At 72.4% G+C, this 24,099-nt stretch carries 18 protein-coding genes; 12 read left to right on the plus strand and 6 right to left on the minus strand.

Features of this window, described 5'->3' with window-relative positions:
- Positions 1 to 267: 267 nt before the first annotated feature.
- The 6 genes from pulA (at position 268) to ABT263_RS03145 (ending at position 13,093) form a co-directional block, all read left to right on the plus strand.
- The gene (gene pulA / locus ABT263_RS03120) at positions 268 to 5,793 is read left to right on the plus strand and encodes a pullulanase-type alpha-1,6-glucosidase (RefSeq protein ID WP_502885745.1); all 5,526 of its coding nucleotides are present in this window, start codon (positions 268 to 270) and stop codon (positions 5,791 to 5,793) included.
- A gap of 559 nt (positions 5,794 to 6,352) precedes the next feature.
- Entirely contained in the window at positions 6,353 to 8,683 is a 2,331-nt protein-coding gene (locus tag ABT263_RS03125; RefSeq protein ID WP_352286962.1) for a M4 family metallopeptidase, read from the plus strand.
- Positions 8,684 to 8,979: 296 nt separating this feature from the next.
- Entirely contained in the window at positions 8,980 to 10,302 is a 1,323-nt protein-coding gene (locus ABT263_RS03130) for an ammonium transporter (protein WP_352286965.1), read from the plus strand.
- Positions 10,299 to 10,637: a P-II family nitrogen regulator gene (locus ABT263_RS03135; RefSeq protein WP_329487365.1), complete on the plus strand. Its 339-nt coding sequence runs from the start codon at positions 10,299 to 10,301 to the stop codon at positions 10,635 to 10,637. Before ABT263_RS03130 ends, ABT263_RS03135 begins: the two co-directional genes overlap by 4 nt.
- A 291-nt stretch (positions 10,638 to 10,928) precedes the next feature.
- Positions 10,929 to 12,704, plus strand: a complete 1,776-nt coding sequence (locus tag ABT263_RS03140; RefSeq protein ID WP_502885746.1) for a carbohydrate-binding module family 20 domain-containing protein — start codon at positions 10,929 to 10,931, stop codon at positions 12,702 to 12,704.
- 167 nt (positions 12,705 to 12,871) lie between these two features.
- On the plus strand, positions 12,872 to 13,093 hold the full coding sequence (locus ABT263_RS03145) for a hypothetical protein (RefSeq protein ID WP_352286968.1): 222 nt from the start codon (positions 12,872 to 12,874) through the stop codon (positions 13,091 to 13,093).
- 26 nt (positions 13,094 to 13,119) lie between these two features.
- Here ABT263_RS03145 and ABT263_RS03150 read toward each other — a convergent pair whose 3' ends face one another.
- Positions 13,120 to 13,878 carry an SDR family oxidoreductase gene (locus ABT263_RS03150; protein ID WP_352286969.1) on the minus strand — a complete coding sequence of 253 codons (759 nt, stop codon included), beginning with the start codon at positions 13,876 to 13,878 and terminating at the stop codon, positions 13,120 to 13,122.
- 435 nt (positions 13,879 to 14,313) lie between these two features.
- Between ABT263_RS03150 and ABT263_RS03155 the strand changes: the two genes are divergently transcribed.
- The 3 genes from ABT263_RS03155 (at position 14,314) to ABT263_RS03165 (ending at position 17,088) form a co-directional block, all read left to right on the plus strand.
- Positions 14,314 to 15,381: an alpha/beta hydrolase gene (locus ABT263_RS03155; protein ID WP_352286971.1), complete on the plus strand. Its 1,068-nt coding sequence runs from the start codon at positions 14,314 to 14,316 to the stop codon at positions 15,379 to 15,381.
- Positions 15,382 to 15,731: 350 nt separating this feature from the next.
- Positions 15,732 to 16,451, plus strand: coding sequence for a hemerythrin domain-containing protein (locus ABT263_RS03160; RefSeq protein ID WP_352286973.1), 720 nt, complete (start codon positions 15,732 to 15,734; stop codon positions 16,449 to 16,451).
- A 250-nt stretch (positions 16,452 to 16,701) separates the two neighbouring features.
- Positions 16,702 to 17,088: a hypothetical protein gene (locus tag ABT263_RS03165; RefSeq protein WP_352286975.1), complete on the plus strand. Its 387-nt coding sequence runs from the start codon at positions 16,702 to 16,704 to the stop codon at positions 17,086 to 17,088.
- Between the two features lie 109 nt (positions 17,089 to 17,197).
- Here ABT263_RS03165 and ABT263_RS03170 read toward each other — a convergent pair whose 3' ends face one another.
- The gene (locus ABT263_RS03170; protein ID WP_352286977.1) at positions 17,198 to 17,791 is read right to left on the minus strand and encodes a DUF6891 domain-containing protein; all 594 of its coding nucleotides are present in this window, start codon (positions 17,789 to 17,791) and stop codon (positions 17,198 to 17,200) included.
- A gap of 63 nt (positions 17,792 to 17,854) precedes the next feature.
- Between ABT263_RS03170 and ABT263_RS03175 the strand changes: the two genes are divergently transcribed.
- Complete coding sequence (locus tag ABT263_RS03175; RefSeq protein WP_352286979.1) at positions 17,855 to 18,817, plus strand: DUF1152 domain-containing protein; 963 nt, start codon at positions 17,855 to 17,857, stop codon at positions 18,815 to 18,817.
- 32 nt (positions 18,818 to 18,849) lie between these two features.
- On the opposite strand, the gene ABT263_RS03180 is transcribed toward ABT263_RS03175, so the two are convergent.
- A complete protein-coding gene (locus ABT263_RS03180; RefSeq protein ID WP_352286982.1) occupies positions 18,850 to 19,395 on the minus strand; it encodes an FHA domain-containing protein in 546 nt (181 codons plus the stop codon).
- A gap of 115 nt (positions 19,396 to 19,510) precedes the next feature.
- Positions 19,511 to 20,062: a DUF1697 domain-containing protein gene (locus ABT263_RS03185; protein WP_352286983.1), complete on the minus strand. Its 552-nt coding sequence runs from the start codon at positions 20,060 to 20,062 to the stop codon at positions 19,511 to 19,513.
- A gap of 84 nt (positions 20,063 to 20,146) precedes the next feature.
- Between ABT263_RS03185 and ABT263_RS03190 the strand changes: the two genes are divergently transcribed.
- The gene (locus ABT263_RS03190; protein WP_352286984.1) at positions 20,147 to 20,617 is read left to right on the plus strand and encodes a pyridoxamine 5'-phosphate oxidase family protein; all 471 of its coding nucleotides are present in this window, start codon (positions 20,147 to 20,149) and stop codon (positions 20,615 to 20,617) included.
- Between the two features lie 46 nt (positions 20,618 to 20,663).
- On the opposite strand, the gene ABT263_RS03195 is transcribed toward ABT263_RS03190, so the two are convergent.
- On the minus strand, positions 20,664 to 21,020 hold the full coding sequence (locus tag ABT263_RS03195) for an ArsC/Spx/MgsR family protein (RefSeq protein WP_329487354.1): 357 nt from the start codon (positions 21,018 to 21,020) through the stop codon (positions 20,664 to 20,666).
- Positions 21,021 to 21,163: 143 nt separating this feature from the next.
- Between ABT263_RS03195 and ABT263_RS03200 the strand changes: the two genes are divergently transcribed.
- The gene (locus tag ABT263_RS03200; RefSeq protein WP_352286987.1) at positions 21,164 to 22,381 is read left to right on the plus strand and encodes a cytochrome P450; all 1,218 of its coding nucleotides are present in this window, start codon (positions 21,164 to 21,166) and stop codon (positions 22,379 to 22,381) included.
- 97 nt (positions 22,382 to 22,478) lie between these two features.
- Here the strand turns inward: ABT263_RS03200 and glnA are convergent, their stop codons facing one another.
- Positions 22,479 to 23,891 (minus strand): type I glutamate--ammonia ligase, encoded by a 1,413-nt coding sequence (glnA, locus tag ABT263_RS03205; protein WP_329487352.1) that lies wholly within the window; start codon positions 23,889 to 23,891, stop codon positions 22,479 to 22,481.
- Between the last annotated feature and the right edge of the window lie 208 nt (positions 23,892 to 24,099).

Consider the following 24,099-nt stretch of genomic DNA (forward strand, 5'->3'; position numbering starts at 1 on the left):
ATTCTTCACCGACTGTCCCCCTTGAGGGCTAGGGGACTGCTCCCACCGGGGTAGGGGGTGCTGTGGGATCTGGTACGAACCGGCGGGACGGGCATACGTCCTATTCTCACGCCGAGTGCCTCGGGTGGCGCAATCGGGGGCGGGCAGCGGCACGCAGGGGGCCGAAATTTCCGGGACCGAAACCCTTTCTGCATCTTGCTGAAACAGATTGCAGAACGCTAGCGTCCTGGCAACTCGACACCCCTTACCCCCGCAAGGGAGCCCTCAGTGGCCGATGTCCCGCCCCGCCGCACACGCCGACGGAGCACCACCCCGATCCGCAGGCCCGGCCGCACGGCCGTGCTGCTGGCCGCCGCGCTGACCGCCGCCACCCTGGGCGGCGCGGCCCCCGCGGCCTTCGCCGCGGCCCCGCCCGGCCCGCCCTCGGACGCCGCGCTGGCCGCCACCGCCGGGCGGCACGACCTCTCCCGCGAGCAGTTCTACTTCGTCCTGCCGGACCGCTTCGCCAACGGCGACCCGGGCAACGACACCGGGGGCATCACCGGCAGCCGGCTGGACCACGGCCTCGACCCGGCCGACAAGGGCTTCTACCACGGGGGCGACCTCGCGGGCCTGCTTCAGCGGCTCGACTACATCCAGGACCTCGGCACCACCGCGATCTGGATGGCCCCGATCTTCAAGAACAAGCCCGTCCAGGGCGCCGGCGACCAGGCCTCGGCCGGTTACCACGGCTACTGGATCACCGACTTCACCCAGGTCGACCCGCACTTCGGCACCAACGAGCAGCTCAAGGAGCTGATAGCCAAGGCGCACGCCAAGGGCATCAAGGTCTTCTTCGACGTCATCACCAACCACACCGCCGACGTCATCGACTACGCGCAGCAGCAGTACGGCTACCGCTCCACCGGGGCCTACCCGGTGCTGGACGCCGACGGCCGGCCGGTCGACGAGACCGCCGTCGTCGACGCGGGCGCCGGCTCCCCGGCCGCCTGGCCGAAGCTGACCAAGGACTCGTTCCCCTACAGCCCGGTCTTCCGCAAGCCCGCCGACACCGCCGTCAAGGCCCCGGCCTGGCTGAACGACCCCGCGCTCTACCACAACCGGGGCGACTCGACCTTCGTCGGCGAGTCCGCCACCGAGGGCGACTTCTCCGGCCTGGACGACCTCGACACCCAGAACCCCAAGGTGGTCCAGGGCTTCGAGAAGGTCTACCAGCAGTGGGTCAAGGACGCCGGCGTGGACGGCTTCCGGATCGACACCGTCAAGCACGTCAACATGGCCTTCTGGCAGCAGTGGGCGCCCGCGCTCAAGGACTTCGCCGCCAAGCAGGGCAACAAGAAGTTCTTCATGTTCGGCGAGATCCTCTCCAGCGACCCGGCGGTCACCTCGCCGTACGTCACCAAGGGCCGGCTCCAGGCCACCCTGGACTTCCCGTTCCAGAGCGCCGCCCGCTCCTACGTCTCGCAGGGCGGCTCGGCCCGCGGCCTCGCCGACGTGTACGGGCAGGACTACCGCTACACCACCGCCGACACCGACGCCTACGAGCTGCCGACCTTCCTCGGCAACCACGACATGGGCCGCTTCGGGTCCTTCCTGCTCGGCGACAACCCGGGCGCCGACGACGCCACCCTGCTGAAGAAGGACCGGCTCGCCTCCGAGCTGCAGTTCCTCACCCGGGGCCAGCCGGTCGTCTACTACGGCGACGAGCAGGGCTTCACCGGCGCCGGCGGCGACAAGGACGCCCGGCAGGACCTCTTCGCCTCGAGGACCCCCTCCTACAACACGGACCGGGTGCTCGGCGGCCCCTCCGGCTCCGCCGACCGCTACGGGCGCGACGGCGAGCTCTACCGGGGCATCGCCGGGCTGGCCGCGCTGCGCCGGGACCACCCGGCCCTCGCCGACGGCGCCCAGATCGAGCGGTACGCCGCCGACGGCGCGGGCGTGTACGCCTTCTCCCGGATCGACGCCGGGCAGCAGGTCGAGTACCTGGTCGCGGTCAACAACGCGGCCGAGGCGAAGACCGTCACCCTGGACACCTTCTCGGCCGGCCAGGGCTTCGACCGGATCTACCCGGCCGCGGGGGAGCGGCTGACCAGTGGCGCGGACCGCGCGGTCACCGTCACCGTGCCCGCGCTCTCCTCGGTGGTGTTCAAGGCCGCCGGGAAGCTGGCGCCCGTCGCGGCCGCGCCGAAGCTCGCGCTGCGGACCCCGGCCGACGGCTCCACCGGCACCGTCACCGTCGGCGCGGCCGTCGACGGCGGCGGCTTCGACCGGGTCACCTTCGCCGCGCAGATCGGCGACGCGCCCTGGCGGACCCTCGGCACCGCCGACAACGGGACGTACCGGGTCACCCAGGACCTCGGCGCCGTGCAGCCCGGCACGGTGGTCCGCTACAAGGCCGTGGTCCAGGACTCCAGCGGCCACCTGCGCTCGGCCACCGGCAGCTTCACCACCGGCACCCCCGCCCCCGCCCCGGCGCCCAGCGCCACCGCCCGCCCGTACGCCGTCGTGCACTACCAGCGCGAGGACGGCGACTACGACGGCTGGAACCTCTACGCCTGGGGCGACCTCGCGGACGGCGAGGCCACCCCCTGGCCCGCCGGGCACGGCTTCACCGGCCGGGACGCCTACGGCGCCTTCGCCTACGTGAAGCTGAAGGAGGGGGCCTCGGACATCGGCTTCGTCGTCGAGAAGGACGGCGTCAAGGACGTCGACACCGACCGCCACCTCGACGTCGGCGCGACCGGCGAGGTCTGGCTCAAGGAGGGTGACCCGACCGTCCGGACGGCGAACCCCGGGCCCGCCGACACCCAGCCCGCCGGCACCGCCGTCATCCACTACAACCGGGCCGACGGCGACTACACCGGCTGGGGCCTGCACGACTGGACCGGCGCCGCCACCCCGACCGACTGGGGCAACCCGCTGCTGCCGGTCCGCCGCGACGCCTTCGGCGCCGTCTTCGAGGTGCCGCTGGCCCCCGGCGCCACCAGCCTCAGCTACGTCCTGCACCGGGGCAACGACAAGGACCTGCCGACCGACCAGTCGCTGGACCTCGCCGCCAACGGCCACGAGGTCTGGATCCTGGGCGGCCGGGAGGGCTACCTGCTCCCGCAGAACGCCGCCGCCGCCTCGCAGCTGGACCCCGGCTCCGCCAAGGCCCAGTGGATCGACGCCCGCACGGTCGTGGTGCCCGCCGGGTACGGCGCCAACGACGCCGCACTGGCCGGCGGCACCAGCGCCCAGCTGGTGTACGACCCCGAGGGCGGCATCCGCGCCGAGAAGGGCGTGCTGAGCAAGGCCGGGCAGTGGATCCGGCTGACCCCCGCCGCCGGGCTGACCGACGCCCAGAAGGCCGCCTTCCCGCACCTGGCCGGCTACCGGGCCTTCACCGTGGACGCCCGCGACGCGGCCCGGGTGCCCGCCGCGCTCCGCAGCCAGCTGCTCTTCACCGAGCACCTGCCCAGCGGCGCCGCGCTGGCCGCGACCGGGGTGCAGACCCCCGGCGTGCTGGACGACCTGTACGCCCGCCGCACCGGCCGGGTGGACTTCGGACCGGCCTACTACAACGGCAAGGTGGCGCTGTCGGTCTGGGCGCCGACCGCGCGGGAGGTCTCCGTCCAGCTCTTCGACGGACCGGCCGGCGGCACCCCGAAGACCGTCCCCCTGGAGCTGGACGACGAGACCGGTGTCTGGGAACTCGTCCGTGACAAGGCCGAGTTGGACGGCAAGTACTACCTGTACCAGGTGAAGGTCTGGGCGCCGTCCGTCCAGCAGCTGGTGGTCAACACCGTCACCGACCCGTACTCGGTGGCGCTGTCCGCCGACTCCGGGCGGAGCCTGGTCGCCGACCTCGCCGCCAAGGCGCTGAAGCCCGAGGGCTGGGACGACCACACCGTCCCGAAGGCCGTCCCGCCGGCGCGGCAGCAGATCCAGGAGCTGCACGTCCGGGACTTCTCGGTCGAGGACGGCACGGTGCCGGCCGCCGAGCGCGGCACCTACCTGGCCTTCACCGAGTCCCAGTCGGCCGGCATGCGGCACCTGCGGGAGCTGGCCCAGGCCGGCGTCACCACCGTGCACCTGCTGCCGACCTTCGACATCGCCACCATCCGGGAGAACCGGGCCCAGCAGAAGCTGCCGGCCTGCGACCTCAAGGCCCTGGCGGCGGACAGCGAGCGGCAGCAGGAGTGCGTGGCGGCCGTCGCCGCCGAGGACGCCTACAACTGGGGCTACGACCCGCTGCACTACAACGTGCCGGAGGGCTCGTACGCCACCGACCCGGAGGGCACCGCCCGGACGGTGCAGTTCCGGCAGATGGTGCAGGCGATCCACCAGGCCGGGCTGCGCGTGGTGCTGGACGTGGTCTACAACCACACCGCCGCCGCCGGCCAGGCCGAGCACTCGGTGCTGGACCGGGTCGTCCCCGGCTACTACCAGCGGCTCGACGCCAACGGCAAGGTGACGACCGACAGTTGCTGCGCCGACACCGCGCCCGAGCACGCCATGATGAACCGCCTGGTGGTGGACTCGGTGACCACCTGGGCGCGTGAGTACAAGGTCGACGGCTTCCGCTTCGACCTGATGGGCCTGGATCCCAGGTCCACCATGCTGGACGTGCAGGCCGCACTGCGCAGGATGACACCGGATTCGGACGGCGTCGACGGGAAGAACGTCTTCCTCTACGGCGAGGGCTGGAACTTCGGGGTCGTGGCCAATGACGCCCGCTTCGCGCAGGCCACCCAGCTGAACATGGCCGGCACCGGCATCGCCACCTTCGACGACCGGATCCGGGACGCGGCGCGGGGCGGCAACTTCCAGCTCTCCTCGGCCCCGCAGCAGGGCTTCGCCTCGGGCCTGTACTCCGACCCCAACGGCTCGCCGGCCAACGGCACGCCGCAGGAGCAGAAGGACCGGCTGCTCAAGCAGATGGACCAGCTCAAGGTGGCGCTCACCGGCAACCTGGCCGGCTACGCGTTCACCGACAGCGCGGGCCGGGCCGTCACCGGCGCGGGCGTCGACTACAACGGCGCCCCGACCGGGTACGCGGCCGTGCCGGGCGAGGCGGTGGAGTACGTGGACGCGCACGACAACACCGACCTGTTCGACGCGCTGGCCTACAAGCTGCCCGCGGCCACCGCGCCCGCCGACCGGGCCCGGATGCAGGCGCTCGCGCTCTCGCTGACCGCGCTCACCCAGGGGCCGGGCTTCGTCCAGGCCGGCACCGACCTGCTGCGTTCCAAGTCGCTGGACGCCAACTCCTACGACTCGGGCGACTGGTTCAACGCGATCCAGTGGGACCCGGCGCAGGGCAACGGCTGGGGCCGCGGCGTGCCGACGGCGGCCGACAACAAGGAGATGTGGCCGGCCGCCAAGTCGCTGCTGGCCGATCCGAAGCTGGCGATGGGCGCCGCCGACATCCGGGCGACCACTGCGCAGTACCAGCAGTTCCTGCGGATCAAGCAGGGCTCGCCGCTGTTCTCGCTGCCCACCCTGGCCGCCGTCCAGCAGCGGCTCTCCTACCCGCTCTCCGGCACGCCCGGCGAGACGCCCGGGGTGATCACGCTGCACCTGGACGGCACCGGGCTGGCCGGGGCGCAGAAGGGCATCACCGTGGTGTTCAACGCCACGCCCACCGCGCAGAGCCAGACCGTGGCCGCCCTGAAGGGGACGGCGCAGGCGCTGCACCCGGTCCAGGCGGGCGGGGCCGATCCGGTGGTCCGGCAGTCCGGTTTCGCCGCCGCCACCGGCACCTTCACCGTGCCGGGCCGCACCGTGGCGGTCTTCGTCCAGAACTGACGCTCCGCCGTACCCGGCCCCGCACCGCCCTCGGGCGGCGCGGGGCCGTGGTACTTCCCGCCGGTGCCCGGCGCGCGAGTGGCCGAAAACCGTCGTTGGCACGGCCGGAAAGGTGAGGTGACGGATCCGCCCGGCAGCACGGTCCACCATGCGGACGCCGAGCGGGCCCTGAGCGCTGGTCAGTGCCCGCCGGAAGTGATCGAACCTTTCGGGTGGCGATGAAAACCGTCGTCGGTAGTTCGCGCGCCTGTAACACGGACGGGGGTCCGACGGATGAACGGTCCCGGTAGCTAATCGGCCAATCAGTGGCATGCATCTGTCATTCACGGCTCGTTTACTGCCACGATTCCCCCGGCTGCAGACGAGGGGGCCCCACCCCCCGGTGCGGCTGTCCCAGGTCAGGTTCAGCGCCTCTTCCTGCCAGCAACTGCTCGGTCTTTGCTCCGCAACCGCACCCGCGCCGCGCACCCGGCGGCGGGGGCCCCCACTGCGCCGCAACCCTGCGGCCAGGTTCTCTCCACCGCACGCGCACCCCGCGTCGGTCGGAAAAGGAGTCCGCATGTCCCGTTACACCCAGGCTCGGAAGGCAGCGGTTGTCATGGCCGCCTCCACCGCGCTTCTGGTGACCGGCATCCCCGTCATCGCGCAGGCCGCCACCCCGGACGCGCCGGCCGCGGTCGCCGCCCAGCAGGCGAGCCGTGCCCAGCTGATCGCCTCGGCGACCGGGCAGACCGCCGCCCTCGCCCAGACCCTGGGCCTGGGCAGCGAGGAGAAGCTGGTCACCAAGGACGTCTCCCAGGACGCCGACGGTACCCGCCACCTGCGGTACGAGCGCACGCTGAACGGCCTTCCGGTTCTCGGCGGCGACCTGGTCGTGCACCAGAGCGCCACGGGTGCGACCAAGGGCGTGGACCGCGCCAGCACCGCCCCGCTGACCGGCGTGAGCACCACGCCGAAGCTGGCCGCGCCGGCCGCGCAGTCCGCCGCGCTGGCCGCCGAGTCGGGCGCCGCGCTGGAGTCCGCGCCCCGCCTGGTGGTCTGGGCCGCCGACAACAGCCCGCGCCTCGCGTGGGAGACGGTCGTCTCCTCCACCGAGGCCGACGGCACCCCGAGCAAGCTGCACGTGGTCACCGACGCGACCTCCGGCCAGGTCATCCAGAAGTTCGAGGGCATCCAGACCGGCACCGGCAAGGGCGTCTTCGTCGGCAACGTCACTGTCGGTACGACCCAGTCGGGGTCCTCGTACCAGCTGAAGGACGGGGCTCGCGGTGGGATGTACACCACGAACCTGAACCACGGGACCTCGGGCACCGGCACCCTGTACACCAAGTCGACCGACAGCTGGGGCGACGGCACCGTCGCCAACAGCGAGTCGGCCGCGGTCGACGCCCACTTCGGCGTCGCGGCCACCTGGGACTACTACAAGAACACCTTCGGCCGCAGCGGCATCCGCAACGACGGTGTCGGCGCCTACAGCCGCGTCCACTACGGCAACAACTACGTGAACGCCTTCTGGGACGACTCCTGCTTCTGCATGACCTACGGCGACGGTGACAGCAACACCCACCCGCTCACCGAGCTCGACGTCGCGGGCCACGAGATGAGCCACGGCGTCACCGCGGCCACCGCCAACCTGAACTACTCGGGTGAGTCCGGCGGCCTGAACGAGGCCACCTCGGACATCTTCGGCACCATGGTGGAGTTCTACGCCAACATCCCGACCGACAACCCCGACTACCTGATCGGTGAGTTGATCAACATCAACGGGGACGGCACCCCGCTGCGCTACATGGACAAGCCCTCCAAGGACGGCGGCTCGGCCGACTACTGGTCCTCCACGGTCGGCAACAAGGACGTCCACTACTCGTCCGGTGTCGCCAACCACTTCTTCTACCTGCTGTCCGAGGGCAGCGGCGCGAAGGTGATCAACGGCGTCAGCTACAACTCGCCGACCCAGGGCAACATCGCCGTCAGCGGCATCGGCCGGGACAAGGCGGCGGCGGTCTGGTACCGCGCGCTGACCACCTACATGACCTCCACCACCAACTACGCCGCGGCGCGCACCGCGACGGAGAAGGCGGCCACCGACCTGTACGGCGCCGGCAGCGCCGAGCTCAACGCGGTCAGCACCGCCTGGGCGGGCGTCAACGTGGGCACCGCTCCGAACCCGGGTGGCGTCACCGTCACCAGCCCGGGCAACCAGAGCACCGCGTTGAACGGCTCGGTCAACCTGCAGATCGCCGCCACCGGCGGCACCGCCCCGCTGACCTTCACCGCCACCGGCCTGCCGACCGGCCTGTCGATCAGCTCCAGCGGCAAGATCACCGGCACCGCCACGACCGCGGGCACGTACAACGTGACCGTGACCGCGAAGGACGCCGCCAACAAGACCGGTTCCACCAGCTTCACCTGGACCGTCTCCGGCGGCGGCGGCAGCTGCACCCCGGCGCAGCTGCTCGGCAACGCCGGCTTCGAGACCGGCAGCGCCGCCCCGTGGACCGCCTCCAGCGGTGTCGTGGACAACAGCGCCTCGCAGGCCGCGCACGGCGGTACCTGGAAGGCCTGGCTGAACGGCTACGGCTCCGCCCACTCGGACAACCTCTCGCAGACGGTGACCATCCCGGCCGGCTGCAAGGCCTCGCTCAGCTTCTACCTGCACATCGACACGGCCGAGACCGGCTCGACGGTGTACGACAAGCTGGCGGTCACGGTCAACGGCACCGCGCTGAAGACCTACTCGAACGTGGACGCCGCCGCGGGCTACCAGCTCCGCACCTTCGACCTCTCGTCCTACGCGGGCCAGACGGTCACCCTGAAGTTCGCCGGCACCGAGGACGCCTCGCTGCAGACCAGCTTCGTGATCGACGACACCTCGATCGCCACCAGCTGACCCGCTCCGGCGGTCAGTAGAACCAAGTAGGACAGGGAGCAGGGCCCGGCAGCCACGGCTGCCGGGCCCTGCGTCGTGGGTGCGGCGGGCGGCGGGCGGGTGGCCCGTCCGGGGGACCGCCCGGCGGGCACGGGGCGTGAGCTTCCGGAAACGGACCGGCAACCGCGGGGCAACCGCCGGGCAACACGAAACACGGGCGAAACGTGTCCGTCCGCAACCAGAAATCCGCCCTCGCGACACTCTCCCAACCGACCCGCGCTCCTCCCTGGCGCGGGCCCGTGGGAAGGCACGCCCCTATGTTCCTGGCTGACCCGTCGCCCGGCCTCGACACCGGAGACACCGCCTGGCTGCTGGCCAGTACCGCACTCGTCCTGCTGATGACCCCCGGCCTGGCGCTGTTCTACGGCGGCATGGTCCGCACCAAGAGCGTGCTCAACATGATCATGATGAGCTTCGTCTCCATCGCCGTGGTCACCGTGGTCTGGCTGCTGGCCGGCTACTCGCTCGCGTTCGGCCCGGACGTCGGCGGCTGGGGGCTGATCGGCGGCCTGGACCACCTCGGGATGGCCGGAATCACCCCCTCCTCGCTCACCGGCCACGTCCCCACCGTGCTGTTCGCCACCTTCCAGCTGACCTTCGCGATCATCACCGCCGCGCTGATCAGCGGCGCCATCGCGGACCGCGCGCGGTTCGGTTCCTGGGTCGCCTTCACCGCAGTCTGGACGCTGCTGGTCTACGTCCCGGTGGCGCACTGGGTGTTCGCGCCCGGCGGGTGGATCCTGTCGAAGCTCGGCGCGCTCGACTTCGCCGGCGGCACGGTGGTCGAGGTCAACTGCGGGGCCAGCGGACTGGCCCTGGCCCTGCTGCTCGGCCCCCGGATCGGCTTCCGCAAGGAGGCGATGCGCCCGCACAACCTGCCCCTGGTGCTGCTCGGCGCGGGCCTGCTCTGGTTCGGCTGGTTCGGCTTCAACGCGGGCTCGGCGCTGGGCGCCAACGGCCTGGCCGCGTCCGCGCTGCTCAACACCCAGGCGGCCGGCTGCACCGGGCTGCTCGGCTGGCTGCTGGTCGAGAAGCGCCGGGACGGCCACGCCACCACCCTGGGCGCCGCCTCCGGCGCGGTGGCCGGCCTGGTCGCCATCACCCCCTCCTGCGGGAGCGTCGACCTGCTCGGTGCGCTGGTGATCGGGCTGGCGGCGGGCGTGGTCTGCTCGTACGCGGTCAGCTGGAAGTTCCGCTTCGGCTTCGACGACTCGCTGGACGTGGTGGGTGTGCACTTCGTCGCCGGGGTCATCGGCACCGCGCTGATCGGCCTCTTCGCCAGCGCCGCGATGACCGGCGGCCCGGTCGGGCTGCTGCACGGCGGCGGCCTCGGCCAACTCGGCAAGCAGCTGGCCGCGGTGGCCGCCGTCGCCGTCTACGCGTTCGCCATGACGTACGGGATCGGACGGGCGGTCGACCGGGTGATGGGCTTCCGTGCCGACGAGGAGCACGAACTCACCGGCCTGGACCTCGCCGTGCACGCCGAGACCGCGTACGATCACGGCGTCCTGGGCCACGGTACGACCGCCCACGCCACCACCGTGCTCACGCACTCCTCCGACAGGACCCCCTCCGCATGAAGCTGATCACCGCGATCGTCAAGCCGTTCAAGCTGGACGAGGTCAAGAACGCCCTGCAGGCCATCGGGGTGCACGGACTGACCGTCACCGAGGCCAGCGGGTACGGGCGCCAGCACGGGCACACCGAGGTCTACCGGGGTGCCGAGTACCGGATCGACCTGGTCCCCAAGGCCCGGATCGAGGTGGTGGTCGAGGACGCCGACGCGGACCAGGTGATCGAGGAGATCGTCCGGGCCGCCCGGACCGGGAAGATCGGCGACGGCAAGGTCTGGGCGGTGCCGGTGGAGACCGTCGTCCGGGTCCGCACCGGCGAGCGCGGGCCGGACGCCGTCTGAGGCCCGCCCCGCCGTCCTGAGCGGCGCTGAGCGCCCCTGAAGCGGCCCTGAGCGGCCCTGGAGACGCTACGCGGCGATGCCCCCGTGCGAGACCGCGCGGGGGCATCGCCGTGCCGCGCGACGGGTGGAAGGTCGTATACGAGGTTTCCGGGGCTGCGGAAACGTTGTTCCCAAGGCCTTGACGGGCTCTCAGTGTGACCTTAGGTTCAGCGCTGCAAGTTTCCAGCAAGTTTCAGCAACCTTTCACACGCGGTACCCCAGGCTGCCCCACCCCAGCCCCCAGGAGACATCGTGGTCACCACCGCCCCCACCCGCCGGCCTGCCCGGACGGCCGGCGCGCTCGCCGCCTCGGCGGCGCTCGCGCTCTCGCTCACCGCGGCCTTCGGCGCGGCCCCCACCGCCCAGGCCGCGCCACCCGGCAACGGCAAGGACGTCACGGCCACCCTCTTCGAGTGGCGCTTCGACTCCGTCGCCAAGGCCTGCACCGACACCCTCGGCCCGAAGGGCTACGGCTTCGTCGAGGTCTCGCCGCCCCAGGAACACATCCAGGGCGGCCAGTGGTGGACGTCCTACCAGCCGGTGAGCTACCGGATAGCCGGGCGCCTCGGCGACCGGGCGTCCTTCAAGAGCATGATCGACACCTGCCACGCGGCGGGCGTCAAGGTGATCGCCGACTCGGTGATCAACCACATGTCGGCCGGCTCCGGGACCGGCACCGGTGGAACCAACTACACCAAGTACACCTACCCCGGGTACTACCAGGACCAGGACTTCCACTCCTGCCGCACCGCGATCAGCAACTACGCCGACCGCTCGAACGTGCAGAACTGCGAACTGGTCAACCTCTCCGACCTGAACACCGGCAGCTCCTACGTCCAGCAGACCATCGCCGGCTACCTGAACGACCTGGCCTCGCTCGGCGTCGACGGCTACCGGATCGACGCGGCCAAGCACATCGCCGCCGCCGACCTCGCCGCGATCAAGGCGAAGACCGCCAACCCCAACGCGTACTGGGTGCAGGAGGTCATCTACGGCGCGGGCGAGCCGATCCAGCCCACCGAGTACACCGGCACCGGCGACGTCGACGAGTTCCGCTCCGGCACCTGGCTGAAGAGCGCCTTCCAGGGCGGCCGGATCGCCGACCTCGCCTCCTGGGGTTCCGGTCTGCTGCCGGGCGACAAGGCCCGGACCTTCGTCGACAACTGGGACACCGAGCGCAACGGCTCCACGCTGACCTACAAGGACGGCTCCGCCTACACCCTGGCCAACGTCTTCATGCTGGCCGACCCCTACGGCTCGCCCAACGTCTACTCCGGCTACGCCTTCTCCGGCCACGACGACGGCCCGCCCAACGGCGGCACCGTCAACGCCTGCTACAGCGACGGCTGGAACTGCACCCACGCCTGGCGGCAGGTCGCCAACATGGTGGGCTTCCGCAACGCGGTGGCGGGCACCGGGATCACCAACTGGTGGTCCAACGGCAACAACGCGATCGCCTTCGGGCGCGGCGGCAAGGGCTTCGTGGCGATCAACCGCGAGAGCGGGCCGGTCACCCAGACCTTCCAGACCTCGCTGCCGGCCGGCTCCTACTGCGACGTCCAGCACGGCGACCCGGCGGCGGGCGGCTGCGGCGGCCCGTCGTACACCGTCGGCTCGGACGGCCGCTTCACCGCGACCGTCGGCGCGGGCGACGCGGTGGCCCTGTACGTGGGCGCTCCCGGCGGCTCGGGCAGCTCGGGCGGTTCCAGCGGTTCCGGCGGCGGGACGCCGGTGAGCGGCGGCGCCTCCTTCGCGGTCAACGCGACCACCGTGCCCGGGCAGAACATCTTCGTGGTCGGCGGCACGGCCTCGCTCGGTGGCTGGGACCCGGCCCGGGCGCTGCCGCTCTCCTCGGCCGCGTACCCGGTCTGGAAGCTGGACGTGACGATGCCGGCGGGCACGTCCTTCGAGTACAAGTACGTCCGCAAGGACGCCTCCGGGGCCGTGACCTGGGAGTCCGGCGCCAACCGCACGGCGACGGTGCCGGCCTCCGGCGGCCTGGTCCTGAACGACACCTGGCGCGGCTGACCCGCGCCGACGGCCGCCACCCTCCGCCCTGCGTCGGGGAGGGTGGCGGCCGTCGGCGTGCCACCCTCCCCGGGCGGCCGTCAGCGCGCCGCCCGGCAACTACCCCGGGCGAGTGGATCCCGCCGGTTCGCCGCCCCGGTACGGGTGAACGCTGTCAGCATCACGGGATGAGAACCACCTCCGCCGTCCTGGACGTCGAACTGTGCGGCGGCCGCTGGGACGGTCACCGCAAGCGGGTCCACGCCGCGGCTCCGCCGCCCTCGCTGCGGATGGTGCTGCGGGCCGAACTGCCCGCCGCGGAGGCCGGCGAGTACTGGCCGACCACCAGCGTCTACCGGCTGGACGAGACCGGCGGCCGACGGCGCTACCGCCACTCCCACGACGAGTAGCGCCGGGTGCCCCCGCCCGGGTCGGGTCAGCCGCGTCCGATGTACGGCATCGCGGTCGCCATCACCGTGGCGAACTGCACATTGGCCTCCAGCGGCAGCTCCGCCATGTGCCGCACGGTGCGGGCCACGTCCGCGACGTCCATGGTCGGCTCCACCGCGATCCGCCCGTCCGCCTGCCGCACGCCGGTGCTCATCGCCGCCGTCATCTCGGTCGCCGCGTTGCCGATGTCGATCTGCCCGCAGGCGATCCGGTACGGACGCCCGTCCAGCGACAGCGACTTGGTCAGCCCGGTGACGGCGTGCTTCGTCGCGGTGTACGCGATCGAGTGCGGCCTCGGCACGTGCGCGGAGATCGAGCCGTTGTTGATGATCCGGCCGCCCCGCGGGTCCTGGGCCTTCATCCGCCGGAACGCGGCCCGGGCGCAGAGGAAGGCGCCGGTGAGGTTGAGGTCGACCACCGCCCGCCATTCGGCGATGTCCAGCTCGTCCACCGCGGCGGGCGCGCCGAAGGTCCCGGCGTTGTTGAACAGCAGGTCGACCCGGCCGCACGGCTCGGCGGCCGCCGCGAAGAGCGCGTCCACCGCCGCCGGGTCGGTGACGTCGGTCGGCACCACGACGGCCCCGCCGCCCGGTCCGGCCGCCGCGCAGAGTTCGGCCGTTCCGCGCAGCGGCTCCTCCCGCCGTCCGGCGAGCACCGGCAGCCACCCGGCGGCGGCCAGCTCCACGGCCACGGCGCGCCCCACCCCGCTGCCGGCTCCGGTGACGACGGCGATCTGCTGTGGCATGGCGGTACTCCTCGGAGGGTCTTCGGGCGGCCCGTCGGTCGACGGCAGGTGCGATCGTTCCCGATCCGCCGCCCCGAGTCACTGGTGGAAGGTCCCAAAGTCCGGCCCCCTCCCGTCCGGCGCGCCGTCGGTTGTGGGGGGACCCCGGGGGAGCCCCCCGCCACCCGGCGGGTGGCCCGCCCCGCCGGGTGGCGGGGGCGCCTGCGGGGCTTGACCCGATCGGGGACAAACCTTGAATCGGCGCAGGCCGCAGCGCAACCGGGCCGCCCGGGTCCACGTCATAAGATCGCAGGACGGCGCGCTCCCGCGAGGGGCGGCGCGCCGCCGCCCCGGGGGCCGGCGTGACGTCGCACCCCGGGTCTGTCCGGCCCCACCCGGGGGCCGCCGGCCGGCTCCTGAGGGGCCGGGCGTGACATCGGTCGGAGAGTCCTCACCGTGCAGCCGCAGTCCACCCGTGTCCGTGCCGCCCTGACCGGCGCCGCCGCCTTCGCCCTGGCCGCCTCGCTGGCGGCGTGCGGCAGTACGGATGCCGGCGGCAAGGGGGACGCCGCCAAGGCGAGCAGCGCCAAGGGCGGCGCCGGTACGGCGAGCGGCACCCCCGCACCCGGCAGCCCGACGGCCGCCCCCGGCACCCCGACGACGACGGCCCCGAACCCGGCCGGCAAGGTCCTCATGCCCACCGGCCCGGAGGCGAGCTTCGGCAAGGCCCGGGACACCGCGGCCGGACAGATCCTGGTGACCACGCTGAACGGGCCCAAGTCGGGCGTCTCCGGCAAGGTCTGGGTCTGGCTGCCGCCCCAGTACAACGACCCGAAGTACGCCCGGACCGGCTTCCCCGTGCTCACCCTCTACGCGGGCGGCCAGAGCGCGGGGTACAACACCTGGACCGACAACCAGCTGCCGATCCAGGAGATCGACGCCGATCTGGCGAAGGCCGGCAAGGCGCACCCGTTCATCATGATCATGCCGGTGCAGAACCTCGACTCCAACGAGGCCAAGGCCCTGGAGTGCGCCGACATCCCGGGCCAGCCCAAGATGGGCACCTGGATGGCCGAGGACATCCCGGACTTCGTCCGCGCCAACTTCCGGACGGTGAAGGGCCGCGACGGCTGGGGCCTGATGGGTGCCTCCACGGGTGCGTTCTGCAGTGCCAAGCTGGCGCTGCAGCACCCGGACAAGTTCAAGGCCGCCGTCCCGATCGACGGCTACTTCAACCCGGACTCGCCGCTCTGGAAGGGCCACGAGGCGGAGCGGCAGGCCAACAGCCCCGATCTGCTGGTCACCCAGGGCAAGGCCGAGGTGAAGCTGCTCGCCACCGCGGGCGGCGCCAACCCGTTCGAGATGAAGCTGGTCAAGGCGTGGGTCGCCAAGGCCGCACCGCCGCTCTCCGTCGAGTACTACGAGCAGGCCGGCGGCAAGCACCTCACCAGCGACTTCAAGAAGATGATCCCGGACACGCTGCAGTGGCTGACCAGGAACCTCGCGGGGCCGCAGAGCGACTGACCCGGCCGGGGAGGCGCCGCCGTGGACGCGTCCGGTGGCCCCGCCCCGGCGCGGGCCGCCGGACGCCGGGTCGGGGCCCGCCTCCGTCTTCGTCCTCGTCGGCGCGCCCGTCGCCGACGGCGCGGACGGCTGCCGCCAAGTCCGCGGCAGGCCGCTGACCTGCGCGTCAATCGGACATTGATTCGCCTCTGATCGACTACGGCCACTGTGGTGGGACCGCGTTCCGCCAGTGCTGCCAGCCACGGAACCGGTCCGGGAGGACCGGTCGTGCCATGCCGTGCAAGCCCGCCGTGCCAAGTCGTGAAGAGAGTGCCATGCCGAGCCGTCTGCTGTCCCTAGCGTCCCCCTCCGTGCCCGCCCAGGCGGGCTCCCAGCGTCAGCGGGCCGCCGACGAGGAGCCGCAAGCCATCCGGTTCGCCGGGCTGCGGCTGGTGTACGACGCCCTCCGTCGCGACCTCGCCCGACTGCCCAACGCCCTGCGGCTGCTTCAGCCCGGCGAGGACGAGAAGGGCGAGGCGCTCCTGCGGCACTGGACCTTCGTCACCGCGATGCTGACCTGCCACCACGAGCAGCAGGACATCCGGGTCTGGCCGTTGGTCCGCCGCTTCGCGCCCGAGCTGCGTCTGCTGCTCAACTGGCTGGAGAGCGACCACCACAACCTGGACCACTCCTTCACCCGGGTCACCACCCTGGTCCGGATCGCCAGCCGGGACGCGGGCAGCACCTGGCCGGTCGCCTACGCCATGGACGACCTGGCGGCCCGGCTGGAGACCCACCTGCGGATCGAGGAGCGCCAGCTGCTGCCGCGGATGGAGCGGGTCTTCGCGCGGTCCTCGCGGGTGGGAAGCCTGCCGGAGCTGCTGGACCTGCTGCGCTCCGCCGACGGCCCCGGTACCGCCGACGCGCTCGCCTGGCTGCTGGACGGCGTCGAGCCGGCGGTGGTCGAGTCCCTGCTGGCCCAGTGCGACGACGATGTGGCGCGCAACTGGCCGCACTGGCACGCGACCTACCAGCGCTGCACCGGCCTGCTCTGGGGTCCGGCGGAGGCCCTGGACGGCTCCGCCGAGTGAGCGGCGGGGCTTTCGCGGGCCCTCGATCTACGCGCGTGGCATATGCCGGGCACCTATGCCGCGACGGTGTGCGATGATCGGCGCCGGGTCCGCGTCGGGCGCGCGGGGAGTCTCAACTCCCCTTGCCCCCTAGAGGATTCACCCCGGTGCCGTCGGGGACGGGATGGTCCGGCCAGTCCGGGGGCGGCCAGGGGGAGGGTACCGCCGGGGGCCGATGGCGGGGCCCGGGCCGCCGCCTACCGTCGGAGCCATGACCACGGCGACCACCACCGCGCGCCCCGCGCGCCGGCCCGTACCGGTCCGCCCGACCCTGTTCGCGGCGGCCGCCGTGCTGCTGCTCGGTGCCGGGCTGACCGCCTGCGAGGGCGGCGCCGCGCTCTGCACCAGCGACAACAGCTGCGACGTCGTCGTCCGCACCGAGGGCGGCGACTCCACCCGCACCGTCGAGGTCTTCGGCGGCGACCGGACCGTCGAACTGACCATCAGTCACATCACGGACACCGCGGCCGAGGTGAAGCCCGGCGACGACACCAGGACCGTCGCCGAGGGAGCCGAGACCGCCATCGGCACGGCCAAGATCACCCTGCGCAACGCCAACGCCCACGACCACCACGCCGAACTCCACGTCAGCCGCTGACCGTTGCCGCGGTCGAACGTCGCCGCCACGCGCCGGGGGCCGCAGTCGCCCGTCGCCGCCATCGGCCGGGTACCGCCGCCGGCCGGTACCGGGCCACGACCGTGGCCCGCTACTCGGGCAGGCGGTTGAGCCAGGTCAGCGGAGTCACCCAGATCGCCTTCTCCGGCGAGCCGTCCCACTCCACCGGCAGGCCGGCCGCCTCCAGCGCCGCGACCACCGCGCGGCCGATCTCCACCGTCCTGAGCTCCGCGGACTCGGCGCTCCCGCCGTCGGCCCGGAACCCGCCGTAGCGCAGCATCAGTCCACGCCCGGCGGCCGCCCCCTCGGTGTCCTGCTGATGGAAGAAGACGAAGCCGCGCGAATCCTCGTCCGCCTCGCCGCCGATCTCCGCATAGCCGCAGTTGGCACAGCAGGTGAAGTCCATCGCCGCGACGATGCCCTGCTCCTCCAGCGCGTCGAAGGCCTCCTCCAGCCGGTCCACGTCCGTGGTCTCCGGCCACGAAGCCTGCTCGGCCAGCCGCTCCTGCCAGAGCGGGGCGACGATCTCCTCGGCGTCCTCCGGCTCCAGTCCCTGGTCCTCGAACTCGTCGACCAGGGACTCGGCTATCTCGTCCGGCTCCTGGAACCCGCAGCGGATCAACTCGCGGGCACGCTCCTCCGCCTCGCGCCGTACCTCGAAGCTGAGCTCGGTCTCCTGGTTCATGCCCGCATCCTCGCACCGACCACCGACAGTCCCGCCGGCCGCCCCCGGTGCTACCGTCCCCCGGTGCCCTCCCTTCTCGAACCGCCTCTGATCACCCGTCTGCTGGCGGCCGACCGCATCCTGATCGCCGGCGCCGGCGGTGGATTCGACGTGTACGCGGGCCTGCCGCTGGCACTCGCGCTGCGCGCGGCCGGCAAGGAGGTGCACCTGGCCAACCTCTCCTTCAGCCACCTCCACGGCCTCCCCGCCGAGGTCTGGCTGGAGCCCGACGTCGCCCGGATCCGCCCCGACACCGCGGCCCCCGACGGCTACTTCCCCGAACGGACGCTGGCCCGCTGGCTGCACCGGCAGGGCATGCCCGACACGGTGTGGGCGTTCCCGAAGGTCGGGGTGCGGCCGCTGCGCGACGCCTACCGGGCGCTCACCGCCCATCTCGCCGTCGACGCCGTGCTGTTGGTCGACGGCGGCACCGACATCCTGATGCGCGGCGACGAGGCAGGCCTGGGCACGCCGGAGGAGGACATGGCCAGCCTCGGCGCGGTCGCCGGGCTGACGGAGGTCCCCGAACGCCTGGTCGCCTGCCTGGGCTTCGGCATCGACGCCTTCCACGGCGTCAACCACGCGCTGGTGCTGGAGAACCTCGCCGCGCTGGAGCGGGCCGGCGGCTACCTCGGGGCGTTCTCGATCCCGCGCGACAGCCGGGAGGGCGCGCTCTACCTGGACGCCGTCGAGTACGCGAGGGCCGCGTTCCCCGAGTACCCGAGCATCGTCAACGGTTCGGTGGCGGCCGCCCTGCGCGGCGAGTTCGGCGACGTCCGGTTCACCGACCGCACCAAGGGCAGCCCGCTCTTCGTCAATCCCCTGATGACGCTGTACTTCGGCGTCACCGTCGAGGCCCTGGCCGCCGAGCACCGCTACCTGCACCTGATCGAGCGGACGGTGCTGACCCGCCAGATCAGCAGCGTGATCGAGGAGTTCCGCGACACCCTGCCGGTTCGGCGCCCGCCCCGGCAGTTCCCGCACTGACGGCGGCGGGTGCGCCGGGCCCCGGCGCCCGTTCAGCCCGAGGCGAGCCGGAACTCCAGGTTCCCGAACCGGACCTGGTCGCCCGCGCGGACGCGGACGCCGCCCGCGACCCGCAGCCCGTTCACGTGCGTGCCGTTGGTCGAGCCGAGGTCGTACAGCACCCAGTCCTCGCCCTCCCGCCGCAGTTCGGCGTGGTGGCGCGACACCGAGGCGTCGTGCAGCCGCAGCCCCGAGCCCGGCACCCGGCCGATCGTCAACTGCCGTGCGGCGGGGTGCGGCAGGCTCAGTCCGGGCAGCCGCTCGATCCGCCAGGCCCCGCGCAACCGCACGCCGAAGGCCGAGAGCTGACCCACCGTCCGCAGGACGAAGCGGCCGAACGGATTGCCGGTCGGCAGGTCGGCCATCGCCCGGTCGAGTTCGGCCCGACTGCCGGCGTGCAGGACGAGTTCCATCCGGCCGAGGAAGGTGTCGTGGGACAGCCGGCCGCTGCCCGCGCCCTCCCGCAGCACCCCGAGCGCCTGGTCGCGCTCGGCCTCGGACGGCCGGACCACGTGCGTCCGGATCTCAGGAGACGTCATGGCCCGATTGTCGGGTCACCCGCCCGTGCCTGTCCAGATTGCCGGGCGCGCCGGACGGCCCGGCGGTGGCCGGCCCGTCCGCCGGTCCGTCCACCCGGCGGCCGCCGGCCCGGGGTCAGGCCTTCCTGGCGGCGGCCAGGATCTTGACGGTGGTGTGCAGGAAGCGGGCCGTGGCCGAGCCCCGGTAGGACGCGCCGAAGAGCTTGCTGCCGGCCCGCCACTTGCCGTCCCGCAGGTGGATCACCACGTACGCGGCGCCGGCGTCGGCGCCGATCACCTCGTAGTCGCCCTTGGGCGAGGTGTAGGGCACCGGGAAGTCCGCCGGCAGCGGCTCGGAGAGGAAGTTGACCACCAGACGGATCTCCGGGGTGGCCTCGATGCCCGCGAACGGCTCGGCGTCGAGCAGCGCCGCCACCTCGTCGACGGTGCGCAGCATCGTCGGGACGGGGTAGCCGAGCGCCTCGGCCAGGTGCTCCTCGATGCGCCGGGTGAGCGCGGCCCGGTCCGGCTCCGCGGTGCGGAAGAAGACGTTGCCGCTCTGGATGTACGACCGCACGTCGTCGAGGCCCAGCTCGGCGAAGAGGGCGCGCAGCCGCTCCATCTTCACCGTCCGGCCACCGACGTTGAGGGCCCGCAGGAACGCGATGTACGTGGTCGTGGTGGTCACCCGTCCAGTCTGGCACCGGGCACCGACAGCGCCTCCGACAGCGCCTCCCGGGCACGGTCGGTGCCCGGTGCCAGACTGGAGGCCATGGCTACCTGGCAGGATTTCGAGCACGAGGCACCGGAGCTGGCCCTCGCCGTGCGGGCCCGTTTCGAGGCGAACAAGCACCACGTCCTGGCGACGCTGCGCGCGGACGGCTCGCCCCGGGTGAGCGGCATCGAGGTGGACTTCCTCGGCGCGGACCTGACGCTCGGGTCGATGCGGGACGCGCGGAAGGCGCGCGACCTCCAGCGCGATCCCCGCTTCGCGCTGCACAGCACCCCGAGTGACGAGACCCTGGCGGGCGGTGACTCCAAGCTCTCCGGCCGGGCCGTCGAGATCACCGACGAGACCGAGCTGGCCGCCTACGCGGCTGACCTGCCGGAGCCGCCGCCCGGCCCGTTCCAGGCCTTCCGGCTGGAGCTGGAGCAGGCGGTGCACACCACCGTGGGCGACGACCACCTGTGGATCACGTCCTGGCGGCCGGGAGAGCCGGTGCGGCGGATCCAGCGGCACTGACCGGTGCCGGCCGCCCGGTCGCGGCGGCACCGTCCGCTCGCGGGCCCTACGGCAGGACCGACTTGAGGACCTCCGGCGTGCGGGCCACGACGGCGTGGCCGTCCTCCGCGGTGATGATCGGGCGCTGGATCAGGATCGGGTGCTCGGCCATCGCCGCGATCCAGCGCGCCCGGTCCTCCGGCTCCCTGGTCCAGCGCTTCATGCCCAGGTCCTGGGCGGCCTGCTCGTCGAGCCGGGTGATGTCCCACGGCTCCAGCGACAGCCGCTCCAGGACCTGCTCCAGCTCCGCGGCGGTCGGCGGGTCCTCCAGGTAGCGCCGCACGGTGTACTTGGCGCCGGCGGCTTCCAGTGCGCCGAGTGCCGTGCGGCACTTCCCGCAGCGGGGGTTGATCCAGATCTCCATGCCGCCAGGGTACCGACTGCCGGTCCCCGGCCGGGTGAACCCGGGCTCCCGGGAACTACCGTGCGTCCACCGGCGGTTTACGAACCGGCAGCGAGGCCCCGGGAACGCGGTCTCGGCAGCGGACCGCGGGAGGGGAGCACCGGGTGGACGGCGCGTCGATCATCGAGCGGCTGACGGCCGACAGGGGCATGGCGGACCCGTACCCGCTGTACGCGCGGCTGCACGAGCTGGGCCCCGCCGTGCCCGCCGGGCCCGGCACGGTCCTGGTGGCCGGCCACGCCGCGGCCAAGCGGGTGCTGCGCGACCCCGGCTTCGGGCTGGAGGACATCGAGCTGCTGGCGGAGGCGAACGCCGAGGTGGCCCGGCACTCGTCGGTGACCCTGCTCGGCCGCTCGATCCTGCAGCGCAACGCGCCCGACCACGCCCGGGTCCGCTCGCTGATCGCCTCGGCCTTCAACGCCCGCCGGGTGGCGGCGCTGCGGCCGGCCGTCGAGGCCGCGGTCGGCCGGCTGCTGGACGCGATGGCGGAGCAGGGCGCGGACGGCTCGCCGGTCGACTTCATGGACGCCTTCGCGTTCCGGCTGCCGGTCGAGGTCATCTGCGAACTCCTCGGCGTCCCGGAGCCGGACCGCTACCGGTTCCGCGCCCTCGCGGGAGACCTGACCGTCGCCCTGGAGCTGGTCCAGGACCTCGCCGAGCTGGCCGTCGCCGACGCGGCCGCCGACGAGCTGTCCGGCTACTTCACCGCGCTCGCCGCCGAGCGCCTGGCCCGTCCGCGGGACGACCTGGTCAGCGACCTCGCCCGGATCGCCGTCGAGGCCCCGGAGCGGATCTCCGGCCGCGAGCTGCTGGCCAACCTGGTGCTGCTGCTGGTGGCCGGCTTCGAGACCACCACCAACCTGCTCGGCAACGGGCTCTCGCTGCTCTTCCGGCACCCGCGCGCGATGGCGGGGCTGCGCACCGGCGCGCTCGCCCCGGCGCGGTTCACCGACGAGGTGCTGCGTCACGACTCGCCGGTCCAGCTCACCACCCGGATCGCGCTGGCCGCCGGGCTCGACGTGGCCGGCGTGCCGACGCCGCCCGGCACGGTGGTGCTGGTCCTGCTGGCCGCCGCCAACCACGACCCGGCCCGCTACCACCGCCCGGAACTCTTCGACCCCACCCGGACGGACAGCCAGCCGCTCAGCTTCGGCGGCGGCGCGCACTTCTGCCTCGGCTCCCAGCTGGCCCGGCTGGAGGCCGACCTCGCCGTGCCGGCGCTCCTGGACCGCTTCCAGCGACTCGCCCCCGGAGGCGTCCCCACCCGCCGCGACCGCCTCGTCCTCCGCGGCTTCGACACCCTCCCCGTCACCATCCGCTGACCCCGCCGAGCCCGGAACGCACCGTGCCCTGGGAGTCAGCGAAACGCTGACTCCCAGGGCACGGTGCGAGGCCGAACCGCCGTGCGGCGAGGGCCTTCTAGAGGTCGTAGTACAGCTCGAACTCGTGGGGGTGGGGGCGGAGGGCGATGGGGGCGATCTCGTTGGTGCGCTTGAAGTCGATCCAGGTCTCGATCAGGTCGGGCGTGAAGACGTTGCCCGCGAGCAGGTACTCGTGGTCGGCCTCCAGGGCCTCCAGGACGGCCGGGAGCGAGGACGGCACCTGCGGCACGTTGGCGTGCTCCTCGGGGGCCAGCTCGTACAGGTCCTTGTCGACCGGCTGCAGCGGCTCGATCTTGTTCTTGATGCCGTCGAGGCCGGCCATCAGCATCGCGGCGAACGCGAGGTAGGGGTTGGACGACGGGTCCGGCGCGCGGAACTCGATGCGCTTGGCCTTGGCGTTGGAGCCGGTGATCGGGATCCGGATCGCCGCCGAGCGGTTGCGCTGCGAGTAGACCAGGTTGACCGGGGCCTCGAAGCCGGGCACCAGCCGGTGGTAGGAGTTCACCGACGGGTTGGTGAAGGCGAGCAGCGAGGGGGCGTGCTTCAGCAGGCCGCCGATGTAGTAGCGGGCGGTGTCGGACAGGCCGGCGTAGCCCTGCTCGTCGTAGAAGAGCGGCGAGCCCTCCGTCCACAGCGACTGGTGGACGTGCATGCCCGAGCCGTTGTCGCCGAAGATCGGCTTCGGCATGAAGGTGGCGGTCTTGCCGTTGCGCCACGCGACGTTCTTGATGATGTACTTGAACAGCATCAGGTCGTCGGCGGCGTGCAGCAGCGTGTTGAACTTGTAGTTGATCTCCGCCTGGCCGGCCGTGCCGACCTCGTGGTGCTGGCGCTCGACCTCCAGCCCGGCCGCGGCCAGTTCCAGCGACATCTCGGCGCGCAGGTCGGCGAAGTGGTCGACGGGCGGGATCGGGAAGTAGCCGCCCTTGTACTTGACCTTGTAGCCGCGCACGTCGCCCTCGGCGGAGCCGCTGTTCCAGGCGCCGGCCTCGGAGTCGATGTGGTAGTACGACGCGTTGGCGCTGGTGTCGAAGCGCACCGAGTCGAAGACGTAGAACTCGGCCTCGGGGCCGAAGAACGCGGTGTCGGCGATGCCGGAGGAGGCGAGGTACGCCTCGGCCTTCTTCGCGACGTTGCGCGGGTCACGGCTGTACGCCTCGCCGGTGACCGGGTCCTGGATGAAGAAGTTGATGTTGAGGTGCTTGTCCCTGCGGAAGGGGTCGAGGCGGGCCGTGGCCAGGTCCGGGACGAGTGCCATGTCGGACTCGTGGATGGCCTGGAAGCCGCGGATCGACGAGCCGTCGAACATCAGGGTCTCGGACGGGTCGAAGGTCGCCGCGGGCACGGAGAAGTGCTGCATGACGCCCGGGAGATCGCAGAACCGGACGTCGATGAACTTCACATCGTTGTCCTGAATGAACTGCTTCACTTCGGCGGCGTTGTTGAACATCCATCCTCCTCGGCGTGCGAATGGGGCTCACCCTAGGAACAGGCCGTTTCCGACCGGTGACCCGCTCGTTTCCTGAATGTTAACCGCCGCCCCCGGGCGGGCGGCAAAGTCGTACGCTCCGGGGCAAAACGCTTCGGCGGCCCGGCTCGCGCTCCACGAGTGGTCTGGACCACTTGGGAAGCTCCGGGAGACGCGATTCACCCTCCGG

Origin of the sequence: Kitasatospora sp. NPDC001603 (genome assembly GCF_040298365.1) — a bacterium.
Taxonomy (GTDB): domain Bacteria; phylum Actinomycetota; class Actinomycetes; order Streptomycetales; family Streptomycetaceae; genus Kitasatospora.

Excerpts from the sequence above, each read along its gene's own strand:
- ABT263_RS03150 (WP_352286969.1), bottom strand. The coding sequence starts at position 13,878 with ATGCCACAGCAGATCGCCGTCGTCACCGGAGCCGGCAGCGGGGTGGGG.
- glnA (WP_329487352.1), bottom strand. The coding sequence starts at position 23,891 with ATGTTCAACAACGCCGCCGAAGTGAAGCAGTTCATTCAGGACAACGAT.
- ABT263_RS03145 (WP_352286968.1), top strand. The coding sequence starts at position 12,872 with ATGAGAACCACCTCCGCCGTCCTGGACGTCGAACTGTGCGGCGGCCGC.
- ABT263_RS03135 (WP_329487365.1), top strand. The coding sequence starts at position 10,299 with ATGAAGCTGATCACCGCGATCGTCAAGCCGTTCAAGCTGGACGAGGTC.
- ABT263_RS03190 (WP_352286984.1), top strand. The coding sequence starts at position 20,147 with ATGGCTACCTGGCAGGATTTCGAGCACGAGGCACCGGAGCTGGCCCTC.
- ABT263_RS03170 (WP_352286977.1), bottom strand. The coding sequence starts at position 17,791 with ATGAACCAGGAGACCGAGCTCAGCTTCGAGGTACGGCGCGAGGCGGAG.
- ABT263_RS03195 (WP_329487354.1), bottom strand. The coding sequence starts at position 21,020 with ATGGAGATCTGGATCAACCCCCGCTGCGGGAAGTGCCGCACGGCACTC.
- ABT263_RS03165 (WP_352286975.1), top strand. The coding sequence starts at position 16,702 with ATGACCACGGCGACCACCACCGCGCGCCCCGCGCGCCGGCCCGTACCG.
- ABT263_RS03130 (WP_352286965.1), top strand. The coding sequence starts at position 8,980 with ATGTTCCTGGCTGACCCGTCGCCCGGCCTCGACACCGGAGACACCGCC.
- ABT263_RS03180 (WP_352286982.1), bottom strand. The coding sequence starts at position 19,395 with ATGACGTCTCCTGAGATCCGGACGCACGTGGTCCGGCCGTCCGAGGCC.
- ABT263_RS03125 (WP_352286962.1), top strand. The coding sequence starts at position 6,353 with ATGTCCCGTTACACCCAGGCTCGGAAGGCAGCGGTTGTCATGGCCGCC.